Below are 14,214 nucleotides of genomic sequence, written 5' to 3'. Positions count from 1 at the left end.
GACAAAAGTGCCTCTAAACCCTTGTGAGATAAGGATTTTTTGATTTTTCAGCAAGCCCTAACTAAGAAGTATATGGTCGTCACCTCCGTGCCGCTTGTCGACAACACGGATATTGCTTCGGCGGGTGTTCTCAACGTAATTTGTGAAGCGGAAACAAGGGAGATCAATTTGTTCTTCAAGGAGTTAGCAAGGGACATGAAAAATCCATTAAATAAGAGGTTTAAAGGAAATTTGGATAATATCTTCAACGTAAAAGTTGCTAAATAGAGCATGTATTCGATGAAGGCGCAAAACCACCTTCATTTCATTAAACAATCTGGACAATGGCGAAGTGGTAACTATGGCGGATGGTCTTGTGTCCGGAACCCGACTGCAAGTTTTCAGCGTGGGTTCAACAAACTTACACGCAGGCGATTGGTATTATCGAGTACTCCCCCCTCCTATGTGTTCGTCGCCGGAAAAGGGATGAGGAAGCAGCGAAAGAAGAGGTGGCCCAGAAGCCTGAGCTGGATATCATTGAGGCAGCAAAGGAGGGTGGGTCAGAGAACGGTATGTGGTTTTGGCGAAAGGGACACGAAAAAAGCAGCCATCGCCCTCAGCGACAGCTGCTTTTCCCGTTCTCGTCAATCGTTCAAAGTCACATTGCACCAGGACCGCTGGTCGGACGGTGTGATCAGCTGGATGCCAAAGCTTTGCAGGTTTCGCTTTGCATAATCGAAGGAGCCATCGGCATTTCTGGCGTGGGGCTCATAATGAAGGCGCATCTGATCGTCGATCCAGATTTTATCTCGGAGTGCTTCGTCCTTGACGCTCCACTTGGCCGGATACTTGTTGTCCATGTCGATAACCACTTTGACTTTAAGCACGTCATTGACTTTCGTGAGGTCCAATATTTTATTGTCGCTGGTGTTCTGATATTTGTGGCCGAATTGGTCGGTGGTTTGAATAAAATACTTGAAGAAATTGCTCTCGTCTTTCGTATCCAGACCGTTAAAATCACAGAATTTGAGGAACTCCCAAATCGTCGGCTGGCTGGCCAGATAGTCCGAGCCTTTGATTTCTTCAATGATTCCGTTCAGCTTGCGGATTTTGTAAGGGGTACTCAGACTGAAATGGAGCACCGGATTTTTGACGGCTACGGCTCTCGCCACCGGCTCGCCATAGACGACTTCGATTTGTCTTTTCTTCAACGTTTTGACGCCGCTGGGTGTGTAGAAAGTAACCTCGAGATCGAACAGGTCTGACGAAGGTTGAATTCCGAATGCTCTGTAGACAGGAATGCCATTCGAGTTGATGCCAGGGGCCCCCATGAGTACGTTATCCGCGGTGGGCGCAATGTGCTGCACGACGGACGCCGGCTTGCCCAAGTCATCTCTTACTACTTTTGTTATATCGATTCGGCGGTTTTTATTATCGGTGGCGATGATGTTCACTTCTTTCCCGTAAAAAGGGTATTTTGCGTTCACCGCGTCAATATCGGTTGGGCCGCTAATAAGCGCGCGTTCGGACAAATATTTGCCGGCTGCAAAATGCGATGAAAGCATATCGACCTCATAAGTCATGAGAGGGTCGAGGTCTTTCCAATTGTATACCTCCAAATTAGCCGCTGCCGAAGCCAGCTCTTGGTTGGTGTTTTGGTTGATGACCGTTGCCGATATGGTATATTGGGATCCTTCCGGATCTACCGGCGTAAGGTTGGACTTGAACATGAATTTGTAGGCGTCCCCGCTTTTGTCGATGGGGAGCTGCCACGTTTGCGAAGAATTGGGACCGGAATTAATGGCAGATTTCCCTTCGTTCCAAGGCGTATCGAAAATCCCTCCGGCGCTTTGCAGACTCGGCAGGCCGGACAGCCGCTCCAGCTTATATTTGATTGCGTAGTGGCTGGTGTCCTGCGAAGATGGGGCTTTAAACACTTTGCCGTACTGATCCTTGATCGTGAAGGCGAATCCTTGCGGCTGCTCGTTTTCAGCTAACAGAGCCATATCCTTCGAGCTGACCTCGATGCTTGCCGGAATACGCATGGACGCTGTCTGAAACGTATGGCTTGCTACAGCGTTCTCGGCTTGGGCGTGGGTCAGCTTCACGGCGACTGTGATGTCCTCCGCGGACTGAACTTCTTTGATAACAATTTTGCCGAGTCCGCTGTCGCTCTGTCCGATAGCCGGGCTGTCGAGCTCGATTCCGCCAGAAGCGGCAACGGCAATAAACCCGTTATTGTATAACGTTTCGATCTGACTAGGCGTAAACTCGTAATTGTTCGGTCCCGTCACTTTCAGGGGAATGACCGGCTGCTGCCTTGTAGTCGTGATTCTCCCGTCGGCGTCGTAGTACGTATCTCCAACACTGAGAAGTACGTCTTCGCCATCGATCTCGATACCTGTAGGCGCCACGGGAATGCCGGCTGGCAGTGCAGGGGCCATCGTGCCTCCATCACCGCCAACCGCCGCACCAGGTGCAGCTTGCCTCGCATTGTAGCTTGCCAGCGCGAGCATAAGGCGGGTAGCCGCGGTTGTGCCGCCGAAGCTTCCATTCGGTAGACCGTCCATGAGCTTCTTGTCCAGCACATGCGCGACATAACCGTTCGCCCAGTCATCCACGGTGGCGTCGGCGATCGGAGCCGTGCTCTTTGCGCCGGCTTCCCATTTGAGCCCGCGGACTAGGAAGGCGGCTAGCTCTTGTCTTGTTACGGTGCCCGCCGGGTTATACATCTTACCTTCGGCATCGACACCGTTCGTAAGGCCGGCTGTTTTCAGCGCTTCGATGAAAGGCAGTGCGTAGCCGTTGGCAGGATCATCTGCACTCACATCGGCAAAGGAAGATTGCGAAAGCGTCCGGTCGATAGGAAGCGAGAAAATGATAGCCGCGACTTTGGCGAATTGGGCCCGATTCATCATGTGATCAACGCCAAAGACGTCATCCGCGACTCCGTCAAACACGCCGTCGCGAAGCAAGGCGTCCAATTTATTTTTTACGTCTTGTGGCAAACCTCCGACATCCTTGAAATCGGACGAGGATTTCGTCGTGGCAGCCTGGGCTCGGGGCGAAATGGGAGAGACGACGGCATTGTCCGCCAGAGAGAAGACTAAAAGGGTCATTGATAATACAGCGGATAATCGCTTCATGTTCGTGAACGCCTCCATCATACGAGATTAGGATTTGTTTGCGATTGCGACCTAAGGAAAGACTGGACCATCTGCCTCCTTTCCCGAACGATTCAGCATAGAAACGCTAACCAGTATACAGAGAATCACACCAATTATGTAAGCGGTACCAATCAAGTTCATAGGGGGATCGTACTGTAGTTACATGTTGTCCTTAACTCTGTACCAATACTGTAAATTTCCGAGTAGCCAATTTTTGAATAAAGTCTTAACGCAGGCATATTATTCGAAACCACCGCTAAATAACTGTACGTTGCTCCGTTTGTTTTGGCGGATGGGGACGGGGGAGTCTTAGCTCATGTACTTATGGGAATGGCGTAAAGGGTTAAGTAAACAAGCATTATGAGAATATGACGCTTACTTTGTCCCTCCGGCAGACTGGAAAATGGAAGAGGAAGAATGAGCAGGTTAAGCAGGTTAATATTATTGAAATAGCAGAGGGTTATGTTATAATTCGTTTAATATGTAAGGGAGACGGACATTCGTTTTAGAAATTGTACAATCATAGAAAAGGCGTCTTTTCCTCTGCGGAGAGGCGGCTTTTTCATATATACCTTTCATGATAGGGGCAAACAACTATGCTACTCCACGGCAGAAGCTTTAAACAGTTAGGTAATCTAGGTGAGGAAAGAACGCAAGTAGAGCTGGAGTACTCGGATGAGTATATGTTTTACAAGTTACTGGATGAGGCTGTTGACAGCTTACGTCATATCATAATTACTTTCCCAAACGAGAAGTTGAATGAAGATTCCAAGTTAGTTGCAAGGCTCTCCAGTTGTCGAAACGGCGATGATATCGCGCTTCGACTATTTGAGCTCTTGTATATGACGAACGAATCGCTTGAGGCTGCTAAGACCCAAAACATTCAAAAATTAATTGAAAATTATAAGAAGGCCGGGGAAAAAGCTGCTTATTCGATGTATACGGTCAACTATGAATTTAACAAGCAAGAAAAGGGCTATATAATAACCCTGACTGCACCACCAACGGATAAAAAATTCAAATTGCCTTCTTTGTTAGCATAGTGAAATGGTCAATTTGACCAAAAGGAAAAGGACTCTTCCTACGAGGATAGAGTCCTTATCGTATTTCTGACGAACCTGCCTCAGGGACGGCATTCCGCCTAGTCGATCAACCTGCGGAGCGCTTGCCGCGTCTGCGAACCTCTCTCAAGATCAAATAGCAAAGGAACCCGACCGGACCAAACATCAGCACGAAGAAAAGCAGGACCGATTGTAACGGCAGCGGCACGTAGCGGTGTTCCATATTGTCACGATACACATAATGGCCGACCGCTTGATCGAAACAGAGCACGTGAATCCAGACAATCAGCGCAAAATCCGGGTTCGATAACAGCCGAATGATGCCCTCGCTCGAATTGAAATCGCTCACGAAGCCGAGGCCGTTGCTCAGAATGGCTGCGATAATTCCTACAGCATATAACGCTGCCAGATAGATCGGAAAGATCGCCGAATTCGCGAGCCAACGGGTGACACGCCAGAACGGAAGCACTATCAAGAGAATCCAGAACACCATGGCCGGGCTCGATAGCGAAAATAATGTTTCATACATGCAAGTTGACCCCCTTAGTAATTATTACACTCGACTCAACAGATCGCGCGAACTAGCCCGAGACTTCAGCGCATTGATTGCGGCTAATGCCAATGCACCCAAGGAGATCAGAAGCAGTAGGCCTGCCAATACCGGAATTGCCGTCGGTTCGAACACGGTGCGACCAAGCGCGGTTTGCACAAACACCAGCAGCACTGACGCGGTCCAGGCGATGCCTCCCGTATGCATGAGCCTCCGGGACTTCAGCGTATCCATCTGCGCCCACCCCACGAGCCAACCGAGCACCGGAAGGGTCTGCAGAGCATGGAATCCCAACCCGTGCAGCACGATCAGGTTGCCGGCGTCACCCGTGTATCGGCCCTGCAGCACAGTCATCCATAACCCCGCGGCAAAGGCGATCATCGTCGAAACGAAAGCATAACGGATGCCGAGTACCAGCCACGGGCGTTCCAGCGGCTGCCGGGAGCGAAAAAACGGAAGGGCGAGCAGCACCGTGAGGACGATGAGCATGAGCGAATCCAGGCCGAACAAGATCCCGGCAATCATATCGCCGACCGATCCAACTTGTGAAAACCGCGGATTAATACCGCGAAAATGCTGGATGGTTTCGAGCCCGTACGCATATAAGAAACCGATGATATAAAGCCAACGGATGCTTGCACGTTTCCTTGGGCTCAAGCCCGCAATCGGCAGAATAGCTGCAATAGACAAAGCAAAGATCCCGATCGCGGCACTGAATGAGAACGCACTCTCGATATTCCCTTCCGGTAATACGACGGAACCGTAGAAGGCCATATAGACGGCGATGCCTGCGGCAAGCAAAAAGCCGAGCAGGCCGGTCATCACAAGCAGCCGCTCTCCGGCGAACATTTTTAAATTATTTTCCATAGATTCACCATTCCTTTTTCATGTTAATTATTTATTAATAAATAAATGCCAAAGTAAAATAAAAGCGGCAAACATTGCCGTTGCCTGCTGCAATCATGCGAAGCCGCCAGGCTTTCCGAACGGTTGTCAGGGTGCATCCTCCCATATGCAAAGCATTTAGGGCCAACTTCATCCAACCGACAAGGTCATCAATGACTACGGCTATGCCACTCCCGCTGCGGCATCCACGGAATCACGGTCGTAATGATGTCATTTCATCGCCTCGCTAATACCGCCACGGCTTTGACCATGGGTTGCCCCATCCGATCCTTGCCAGCGGCAAATGTCTTCACCTCCGCAACGATTTATTTATAAATCAATAAATAAAGAATAATCAGAAATACAATTATTGTCAATAGGTGAGAATCAAGAAACTTAAAACATGCCAAGTGACTTGCACGTCGAATGGATACCGACCGCTCTATACCGTTGCACGCGTCGGCGTGTTCCATGCCAGAGGCCTGGCGTGCCAAGCAAGCCGGGCTAATTTCATATAACCAAACATTCCCGAGCTCTTCGGTTCCAAGAAGGTTATACTGCAAGTAGCAGAATTCGGAAATCGGAAGAGTCAGAAGGTGACGAGAAAGCCCTCCCATCGATCATGAAAGAAGGAATAAGTCCGATGGGCCGGCAGTATGTTCATCTCTCGGAAGGTACTCATTTTGCAACGCTTGCGGGAAGCCGCAGGGGAGAGCTGGTCATTCTCAAGGTGGATACGGCAAGTGCGAAGCAAGCAGGAGTCATATTTTACTATGCGGGTAACGAAGTGTGGTTGGCTGATCGTGTGCCGCCCCAAAGCTGCTCGGTCATGAATACTGCAAAAATGGAGGCGGCGAACCATGAATCATCCAATCATTGATATTGGCGTTAATTTGATGCATCGTTCGTTTCACGAGGATCGGGAGCAAGTAGTCGAACGAGCGGCGGCGAATCAGGTTTCACCCCTAATCCTTACAGGAACGAGCCTGAGAAATAGTATAGAAGCTGCCCGCTATGCCGGTCGTTACTCCGGGGAGCTGTATGCAACTGCCGGAGTACATCCTCATGAGGCGAAGAGCTGCAACGATGAAACGATCGCGAAGCTAAGGGAACTGGCTGCGTTGCCGCAGGTGGTGGCGATCGGGGAGTGCGGGCTGGACTATAATCGGGAATTCTCGCCGCGGGACGTTCAGCGCAAATGGTTCACCGAGCAAATTCGATTGGCGCTAGAGCTGAAGATGCCTCTGTTCCTGCATGAGCGGGAAGCCTTTGCGGATTTTACTGCGATTCTTAAGGAGCATGCTGTCCAAAGAGCGGTAGTCCATTGTTTTACCGGGACTCTGCCGGAGCTCCGAGCTTACCTTGATATGGGCTTCCATATCGGGATTACCGGCTGGATTTGTGACGAACGCAGAGGCAAGCATCTGAAGGAACTTGTCCGTATGATTCCGCTGAACCGGCTTATGATTGAGACGGATGCGCCGTTCTTGACTCCGCGGGACTTGAAGGAGAAGCCTGCGAATGGGCGGAACGAGCCGGCTTTGCTGCCGCACATCCTGCAAGCTGTGGCACGTTGTATCGGGAAACCTGCCGAAGAGGTTGCTAGGGCTACGACGGAGACGGCGGCGGAATTTTTTGGTATCCATACTGAGTAGATCCAGATGTGTCTATTATCAGAATCGCGTAAAGTAAGGAGCTGTGCAAGATGATTGCACGGCTCTTTTTCATTCAATAGATTTCTGCCGTATTTGGAGCGGTGAGCAATGCAACAAGCTGATCAATAAAGGATGGTCACAAGACCCAAAAGCATGATACTATAATGTCGAATAAAGTAAACATATGTCGAATGGAGGGGCGGACAGCAGCATTGTTTGGTATTACTGATTCACACAACACTAGAGGAGCGCTACATAAGTGAACAAAATATCGAAAACGATTATGCCCATATTAACTGCGTTATTACTTATCGCAAGCGTCATGCTGTCATCTCTTTCCGCGTTTCCAGGCAAAGCATACGCCTATTCCGGTGGAAAGGGTACGGAAGCGGAGCCGTTCATTATCACGACAGCAAATGACCTCAAGAATATCAAAAGTAATTTATACGGTTACTATAAACTAGGGAAAGACATTGATATCAAGTACGATATTTGGACGCCGATCGGCAGTTTCGATTATCCTTTCAAAGGCGGCTTCGATGGGGATGGTCATACGATCTCCGGCTTAACCATAAGCCGTCCGCAATACAACGATGCAGGATTTTTCGGGTTTGTCAGCACAGACGGTTATATTCGCAATCTCAAATTTGACAGATGTTAAAGTCGTCGGAAAGGATAATACGGGCAGCTTGATAGGTCATACGGATAAAGGCCTGATCGAAAATGTCCACGCGAGCGGCACCGTGAACGGCGAAGATCAGGTGGGCGGTCTGGTCGGATTCTTGGAGAGAAATGCCGCCATTAACAGCAGTTCCGCCAATGTAACCGTAACCGGACAATTGCATATAGGCGGGTTGATCGGGCGGTTTAGCAGCTTTACTGCCGTCGACGCCAGCTCCGCAAGCGGCAACGTAGAAGGCAGTACCAATATCGGAGGTCTGATCGGGTGGCTGGACGGTACGAAAGGTGTCCATGACAGTTACGCCACGGGTAACGTGACAGGCGGGGGAAGTATAGGCGGTCTGATCGGGGAAAATACTGCAGGCCCAGTTGAGTACGCTTACGCAACGGGGGACGTTATTGCAAACAGGAATAATACTGGAGGACTGATCCCAGGAGGATTGATAGGCCATAACGGCCTTGGCAATGTGTCGAAAAGTTATGCCACAGGCAATATTTACGTCAGCAATCACGATTATATCATTGCCGGAGGATTCATAGGCAGACAAGGCACATCCACAATCGACAATAGTTATGCTACCGGCAATGTCATCTATGAAGGTACGGCAACAAGCACTTTCATGGGCGGGTTTATTGGGGGCAGCGGCGGGTCCATTGTAAACGCCTATTCAGCTGGCAAGGTCGAAGGACCGGGCAGCAGCAATTATGGCTTTTCGGATAGCGGCGTAACGGTTACGAGCAGCTACTTTGATACGGAAACTTCCGGGATGGGGAGCACAGGAAAGGGCACGCCAAAAACGACGGAGGAAATGAGAACGGCCAGTACTTTTGTGAATTGGGATTTTAACAACATATGGATCATTAAAGAGGGTCAAGATTACCCGAGACTCCGTCCATACGTTCGCCAATACAATGTCATCTATGACGGGAACAATCGCACGATCGGTCAGCCTCCAACGGATAGCAATACGTATCCGGATGGCAGCTCCGTTACCGTACTAGGCAATTCCGGTGACTTGAAGCGCAACAATTACATATTCGCCGGATGGAATACGAAGGCCGATGGAACAGGCACAACGTATCAAGCGGGGGACAGCTTTACGATGGGGCCACGCCATGTTAAGTTATACGCCAAATGGGAGGAGCCGACGCACGTCGCCCCGGCTCTCATTACGACGCAGCCGGCCGACCGCACCGTTAGCGTTAATGATCCGGTAACTCTGAGCGTAGTTGCAACCGGCAGCGGTACGCTCAGCTATGAATGGTACCAAGCCTCGGACCAGAACCGGACAGAAGCGGATACCCTTCTTGCAGGACAAACGGGAAGCTCGCTGGCGGTCGACACGTCCGAGCTGGGTGCAAAATATTACTTTGTTCTCATTACACATTATGATCCTTCGAAAACAGGGATAACGACAGCGACAAGTCCGTCTAGAGTGGCTAAAGTAACGGTTGTAAGCAAAGCTGCAACAACGACCGCAGTAGCAAGCAGCTTAAACCCGTCTGTCGAGGGGCAGCAGGTGACATTGACGGCGACGGTATCGAATGCCTCCAACCCGTTAGTTCCGGGAACGCCTACAGGTACAGTAACCTTTAAGGATGGAGATGCCGTACTAGCTACTGCTCCGTTGACGGTAGGCAAAGCTACATACTCGACGAAAGACTTCAGCCTGGGAACCCATCCGATCACAGCTTTATATAGCGGAGACGGTACATTTAGTACAAGTACATCCTCGCCGCTAACCCAGACGGTTACTGATATTTCATCAATGCCGAAAGCATCCGCAACCACTCATGTGGCAAGTAATCGGAACCCGTCCACATTAGGTGAAAACGTATGGTTTACGGCAGTTGTTTCCGGAACCTCCGGCACTCCAACCGGCAGTGTGACATTTAAGAATGGCGGCATTGTCATGGGGACAGCAGATTTAACCGTAGGTACGGCGACATATCAAACCAATCAGCTGCCTGCTGGATCAAACATCATTACTGTCGATTACAGTGGAGACAGCCAGTACAACGCCAGCACATCGGCGCCGCTCGATCAAACGGTTACAGATAATCAGCCGGAGCAGCCTGGCAATCCTGGCGACAGCTCAGGCGGCGGCTCGGATGATGATTCGGGGGAAGATGATACACCTTCACCGGTAACTCCTACAGTACCGGCAACACCGGCTGCACCTGTTACGTCTGAACAGCCGCCCGTCTCTATAACGCCGGCCGCGCCGCAAGGATCGGAGGAGTATCAGAACCCTAACGATATTTTTAGAAGCCGGGTCGTTAACGCGGACAGCAATGTAATCACGGGTGTAGAGTCCAGGACTGCGGAAATACTCCGAAGCGGTGTGAAGGAATCTCCGATCCAATATGATGATGTGAATCAGCATTGGTCCCTTCCTTCCGTCGAGAAATTGACCAAGCTTGGCGTTCTTAACGGTTATCCCGAAGGTGGCTTCGAGCCTGATGACCAGATCACGCGCGCCGAGTTTGCAGCCATGATTGACCGGGCTTTTGTGGATATGGCATCAAGGCAAGTAACTCTGAATGAAGAGCAATTTGCCGAATTCAATGACATTAACGACCATTGGTCTACAAATAACCTCAAGAAGCTCGTAGCGGTAGGCGTACTGACCGGATATGAGGATGGTACTATTCGACCTGAACAAACGATCACCCGTCAAGAGATGGCGCTCATGATTACTCGGGTATTGAATGCGTACATCCTTAACCGGGATACATCCAACGTACCATTTACCGATCTGGGACAGGCCTTCGGTGCAGAAGCAATCAAGAAGGCAACTGCTCTTGGGATATTCACCGGCAAGACCGCCCAAACCTTCGACCCGAATGGGGGCGCAACACGCGCCGAATCCATCCAGACGATCATTAACACGTATAGTCTGAGTCCGGCGATCAAAGAGGCATTGAACAGTTTGAATTAATTGCATGGAACACGGATAACGGAGCAACGCGATCCCGCGGCTCCGTTATTTTATTTATGGTTTCGGTTATCCAGGCGGAGTCGGAAAAAAGGAGGGGTTTCGGTAGCAAATTCATAACCCTGTCATCTTGCTGCGATAAATATCAAAATTCTCATCATCGAAGCAGACAAAGGTAATGTGCTCGAGGGGTTCCTGCTCAGTACTTGCTCTATTCAAGCTGTCTGCCACAGCCTTAAGCGCAATATCAGCCGCCAGCTGCTTGGGAAACCGATATATCCCTGTGCTGATATTCGGAAAAGCGATGCTCTTGACGTTATGTTCCGCGGCAAGACGCAGACAATTCATGTAGCAGCTTCTGAGCTTCTCCATTTCGTTGTTGGTTCCGCCGTTCCATACAGGGCCTACGGTATGAATGACATAGGAGGCAGGCAGATTGCCCGCCGTTGTCGTGACGGCTTCGCCGACAGCGCAGCCTCCTTGCCGTTCACGGATTTTCATGCATTCTTCGAGAATGCTTTTGCCGCCAGCTTTATGAATCGCGCCATCGACGCCGCCGCCGCCAAGCAAGCTTGTGTTCGCGGCATTCACGATCGCGTCAGCCTTTATTTTGGTAATGTCACCTTTGAGCAAGGAAATGGTCGTTTGATTGATTTGTACGCTGTGCTCCATGCTGCTCCTCCTCACGAAGTCAATTCCTCATCTCTCGTCATAACCCCGTAACGCTCCAAAGCCTTTGTCGACGATTCCAGCATCCGCTTCTGTAAATAGTCGCCCTCCGCCACCCGAACCCGTTTCCCGAGAAAACGAAGCTTGGACAGCAAATACTCAAATTCGTCCTCAAGCAGACAGACGCGGATTCGATACGTATCGTGCTCGTCATCGTAGGCTACATGTTTCTCGAAGCAGGAGAAGGCGTACAGAATACGGGACAGCTCTCCGTTATAGCCAGGGACAACTTCAATGACCACTTCAGTATTCCGCGAATCCAGGAGGGTGCCGATCTTCTTCAAAATGCTCTCTGCCGCCGACGGATCGACAGGTTCTGCCGCGATCGAATGGATTTTCCGTAGCCGGGTGCTCATGAAGGCGCCATGCCGGGTGTGATACCAGAGCAGGTACCATTCTCTCTTGACCATGGAGTATTCCAGCTTGTACGGGAAGCCCGAATGGTCTTGATTCACACGCCCGCCCTTCACCTCGTAGGTGAGACGGATGCCCGACTTATTCATCATGTGCCGGCGCAGCGTACGCAGGAGCGGGTGGTAGACTTGCTTTTCCCGCATGCGGGCTTTCTCGATCAAGTGGCTGGAGGTGTCCATCACCGGGTCAGGTTCGAGCAGGGATCGCAGCTTGTCCAGCGTCTCCGCCGTGAAGGCGTCGGCCGCTGCGGGATGGTCCAGCATCGTCTTCAGCCATGACCGTTCGTGCGAAGTGACCATGAACGTACCGGAGTCCTCCAGCCGGGAGATGATCTGGTGGTTGAATATTTTCTCAAACGGATTCATAGTAGGACCGAATCTCCTTCCATTCGGCAATCATTTCCCGGCGAAGCTTGACGGGCTCCAGAATTTCGCAGCTGGAACCGAAACTGCGCAGCCACGGCTTGATCTCAATCGTCCCGTTAACCTTAATTTCATATATAAACGAATGCTCGTCCTCATGCACAATCTGCCCCCATTGCCCTTGCAGCAGTACACGCTCTTTAATGAAGTTCGGTTCAGGCCCCTCCGGATTGTAAAATCGGGCCCTCACCGTCACCGGCCGGCCGGTATCGATGAGCCAGCTGTGCCGCAGCTTCTCGGCAAGCTCGCGCTGCTTCTCCTCATACCAAGTATCGTCCACGGCTTCATCCTCTTCGATCTGAGTGAGCCCTTCCGTACGGTATTTGCGAATTCCCTCCCGGCCGTAGGCAAGCAAATACCATCGCCCATATTGATGATCGTAGACGATCTTGAGCGGCAGCGTCGTTTCGGCTCTGCCCTCCGGCTCCTTTTCGAACAGAGGGTTGGTGTTTTTGGAGGCGTAGCTCTTTTCCGATTTCGGAGAGAAGTACAAAAAACGGACCTTACGGCGCTGACGGATGGCATGCAGCAGCGTGAACAGATGCGCCTCATCCAAAATTCGCGAGTAGTAATGATACTTATATAGAAAAGGTTCGATGGCATCCCGGCGGGCCTGGCTGCGCAGCAGATGCTTCTTAAGTCCGTCGCGCAGCAGATAGCCTTGCACGGAAGGTACCTGTGTGTTCGCCATCACGTCGACAAAATCATACAGATCGATCAGCTCGTCCTCCGATAAGCTCTGGACCAAGTCGTCCTGAAGGCGATACCGGTACGGACGGGGCCCCGGCTCCTTCTTGATGACGCCAACCTCTTCCAAATATTTGAGGTCTGAGCGAATCGTTTTCTCGTCGGGCGTAGGAAGCCCGGAAGGCAGACTGCAGCAGATCATGTCCAGCAGCTCCATCGCAGTCAAAGCCTGCTCGTTCATCGCACCCAGCAGCAGCGAGATCCGCTCGCTTTCCGATTCCTTGACGGATTTGGCGCGAAACAGAAATAAGAGCAGCGGATCGGAGGAGTCGTAGTAGCTGAATCGAATCGTCTCGGCAAACTCCTTGCGCTCCTCCTGCGGCAGATGCTGGTGCATAGAGCTCACGACTTCTTTGAGCCGCCGGATCGTTTTATCGAAGGTGTGAACGGAAATGCCCAACCGCTCCGCAAACTGTTGTCTGCCGAACGCCCCGCTTGTCAGTACGAGCATACGCAGGAACTGCACTTCTTTATCAAAGCTTTCCTTAGCCACACGCAATCCCCCGTTCCGGTGAAAACTCTTCCTCCATTGTAGCAGGGGTGGGATTGGGGCGAAATGGAAAGTTTATGTGTAGTCGTAATACTTCCGCCATGTTCGTTCTTCCCGAAATCAGCGAAAATAACCACAGGAGCCGTAGCGGGCACGCGGCGGCTGAACACGATCATCGAGGCGCATGGAAGGGTTACTTCGCATCTGACGCCGACTTGTCGTTGGTTCGAGTCCAACTTTCGCCTCAAGGCGGAATAGCTCAGCTGGTAGAGCAGTCTGTACCTTTCCTCATGATTTCTTCCTCGATGATCCTCCATAAGTGAATAGCGAAGCGAGGCGCCTGAAAGGGTTCCTTCTATTAAAAAGTTAAATGTGAACAATGCCTGTCAGGCACTAACGACCTTTTCAAACTTTTCCTCGCTTCGTTAAGTAATAAAGGAGCTATTCCTGTAATGAATTAATTTGCGGTTTGAAAAGAAAAAGCGCCTCCTGTAT

Annotated in this window: 10 protein-coding genes and 1 pseudogene; 5 read left to right on the top strand and 6 right to left on the bottom strand. The window is 50.8% G+C overall.

All coding sequences use genetic code 11. The annotated features are described in order from the left end of the window. Positions 1 to 623: 623 nt before the first annotated feature. Positions 624 to 3,098, bottom strand: coding sequence for an S-layer homology domain-containing protein (locus tag ACFFK0_RS25905; protein ID WP_377473406.1), 2,475 nt, complete (start codon positions 3,096 to 3,098; stop codon positions 624 to 626). Between the two features lie 644 nt (positions 3,099 to 3,742). On the opposite strand from ACFFK0_RS25905, the gene ACFFK0_RS25900 reads away from it, so the two are divergent. Beyond that, the gene (locus ACFFK0_RS25900; RefSeq protein WP_377473404.1) at positions 3,743 to 4,189 is read left to right on the top strand and encodes a hypothetical protein; all 447 of its coding nucleotides are present in this window, start codon (positions 3,743 to 3,745) and stop codon (positions 4,187 to 4,189) included. 106 nt (positions 4,190 to 4,295) lie between these two features. Here the strand turns inward: ACFFK0_RS25900 and ACFFK0_RS25895 are convergent, their stop codons facing one another. Together ACFFK0_RS25895 and ACFFK0_RS25890 are read right to left on the bottom strand one after the other, a co-directional pair. Beyond that, a complete protein-coding gene (locus ACFFK0_RS25895) occupies positions 4,296 to 4,736 on the bottom strand; it encodes an ABA4-like family protein (RefSeq protein ID WP_377473402.1) in 441 nt (146 codons plus the stop codon). A gap of 24 nt (positions 4,737 to 4,760) precedes the next feature. Continuing rightward, a complete protein-coding gene (locus tag ACFFK0_RS25890) occupies positions 4,761 to 5,624 on the bottom strand; it encodes a hypothetical protein (protein WP_377473400.1) in 864 nt (287 codons plus the stop codon). A gap of 625 nt (positions 5,625 to 6,249) precedes the next feature. On the opposite strand from ACFFK0_RS25890, the pseudogene ACFFK0_RS25885 reads away from it, so the two are divergent. From ACFFK0_RS25885 to ACFFK0_RS25870, 4 genes and pseudogenes are all read left to right on the top strand, one after another. Then, a pseudogene (locus tag ACFFK0_RS25885) lies at positions 6,250 to 6,522 on the top strand (RNA 2'-phosphotransferase); the annotation flags it as partial. Beyond that, complete coding sequence (locus tag ACFFK0_RS25880; RefSeq protein WP_377473398.1) at positions 6,503 to 7,297, top strand: TatD family hydrolase; 795 nt, start codon at positions 6,503 to 6,505, stop codon at positions 7,295 to 7,297. The pseudogene ACFFK0_RS25885 and the gene ACFFK0_RS25880, both read left to right, overlap by 20 nt. A gap of 259 nt (positions 7,298 to 7,556) precedes the next feature. Continuing rightward, the gene (locus ACFFK0_RS25875) at positions 7,557 to 7,958 is read left to right on the top strand and encodes a hypothetical protein (protein ID WP_377473396.1); all 402 of its coding nucleotides are present in this window, start codon (positions 7,557 to 7,559) and stop codon (positions 7,956 to 7,958) included. A gap of 28 nt (positions 7,959 to 7,986) precedes the next feature. After that, positions 7,987 to 10,920, top strand: coding sequence for an Ig-like domain repeat protein (locus ACFFK0_RS25870; RefSeq protein WP_377473394.1), 2,934 nt, complete (start codon positions 7,987 to 7,989; stop codon positions 10,918 to 10,920). A 111-nt stretch (positions 10,921 to 11,031) separates the two neighbouring features. Here the strand turns inward: ACFFK0_RS25870 and ACFFK0_RS25865 are convergent, their stop codons facing one another. From ACFFK0_RS25865 to ACFFK0_RS25855, 3 genes are read right to left on the bottom strand one after another with little or no spacing between them, the layout of a single operon-like run. After that, on the bottom strand, positions 11,032 to 11,589 hold the full coding sequence (locus ACFFK0_RS25865) for an O-acetyl-ADP-ribose deacetylase (protein ID WP_377473392.1): 558 nt from the start codon (positions 11,587 to 11,589) through the stop codon (positions 11,032 to 11,034). Between the two features lie 11 nt (positions 11,590 to 11,600). After that, on the bottom strand, positions 11,601 to 12,425 hold the full coding sequence (locus ACFFK0_RS25860) for a WYL domain-containing protein (protein WP_377473390.1): 825 nt from the start codon (positions 12,423 to 12,425) through the stop codon (positions 11,601 to 11,603). Further along, positions 12,412 to 13,722 carry a helix-turn-helix transcriptional regulator gene (locus tag ACFFK0_RS25855; RefSeq protein WP_377473388.1) on the bottom strand — a complete coding sequence of 437 codons (1,311 nt, stop codon included), beginning with the start codon at positions 13,720 to 13,722 and terminating at the stop codon, positions 12,412 to 12,414. Before ACFFK0_RS25855 ends, ACFFK0_RS25860 begins: the two co-directional genes overlap by 14 nt. Between the last annotated feature and the right edge of the window lie 492 nt (positions 13,723 to 14,214).

This window comes from Paenibacillus chartarius, assembly GCF_042432825.1.
In the GTDB taxonomy this organism is placed as follows: domain Bacteria; phylum Bacillota; class Bacilli; order Paenibacillales; family NBRC-103111; genus Gordoniibacillus; species Gordoniibacillus chartarius.
This window is presented reverse-complemented; position numbering and strand designations above follow the sequence as displayed.

What these genes read in the sequence shown, in the direction of transcription:
- ACFFK0_RS25905 (WP_377473406.1), bottom strand. Translation starts at nt 3,098, where the DNA reads ATGACCCTTTTAGTCTTCTCTCTGGCGGACAATGCCGTCGTCTCTCCC.
- ACFFK0_RS25900 (WP_377473404.1), top strand. Translation starts at nt 3,743, where the DNA reads ATGCTACTCCACGGCAGAAGCTTTAAACAGTTAGGTAATCTAGGTGAG.
- ACFFK0_RS25895 (WP_377473402.1), bottom strand. Translation starts at nt 4,736, where the DNA reads ATGTATGAAACATTATTTTCGCTATCGAGCCCGGCCATGGTGTTCTGG.
- ACFFK0_RS25890 (WP_377473400.1), bottom strand. Translation starts at nt 5,624, where the DNA reads ATGGAAAATAATTTAAAAATGTTCGCCGGAGAGCGGCTGCTTGTGATG.
- ACFFK0_RS25880 (WP_377473398.1), top strand. Translation starts at nt 6,503, where the DNA reads ATGAATCATCCAATCATTGATATTGGCGTTAATTTGATGCATCGTTCG.
- ACFFK0_RS25865 (WP_377473392.1), bottom strand. Translation starts at nt 11,589, where the DNA reads ATGGAGCACAGCGTACAAATCAATCAAACGACCATTTCCTTGCTCAAA.
- ACFFK0_RS25860 (WP_377473390.1), bottom strand. Translation starts at nt 12,425, where the DNA reads ATGAATCCGTTTGAGAAAATATTCAACCACCAGATCATCTCCCGGCTG.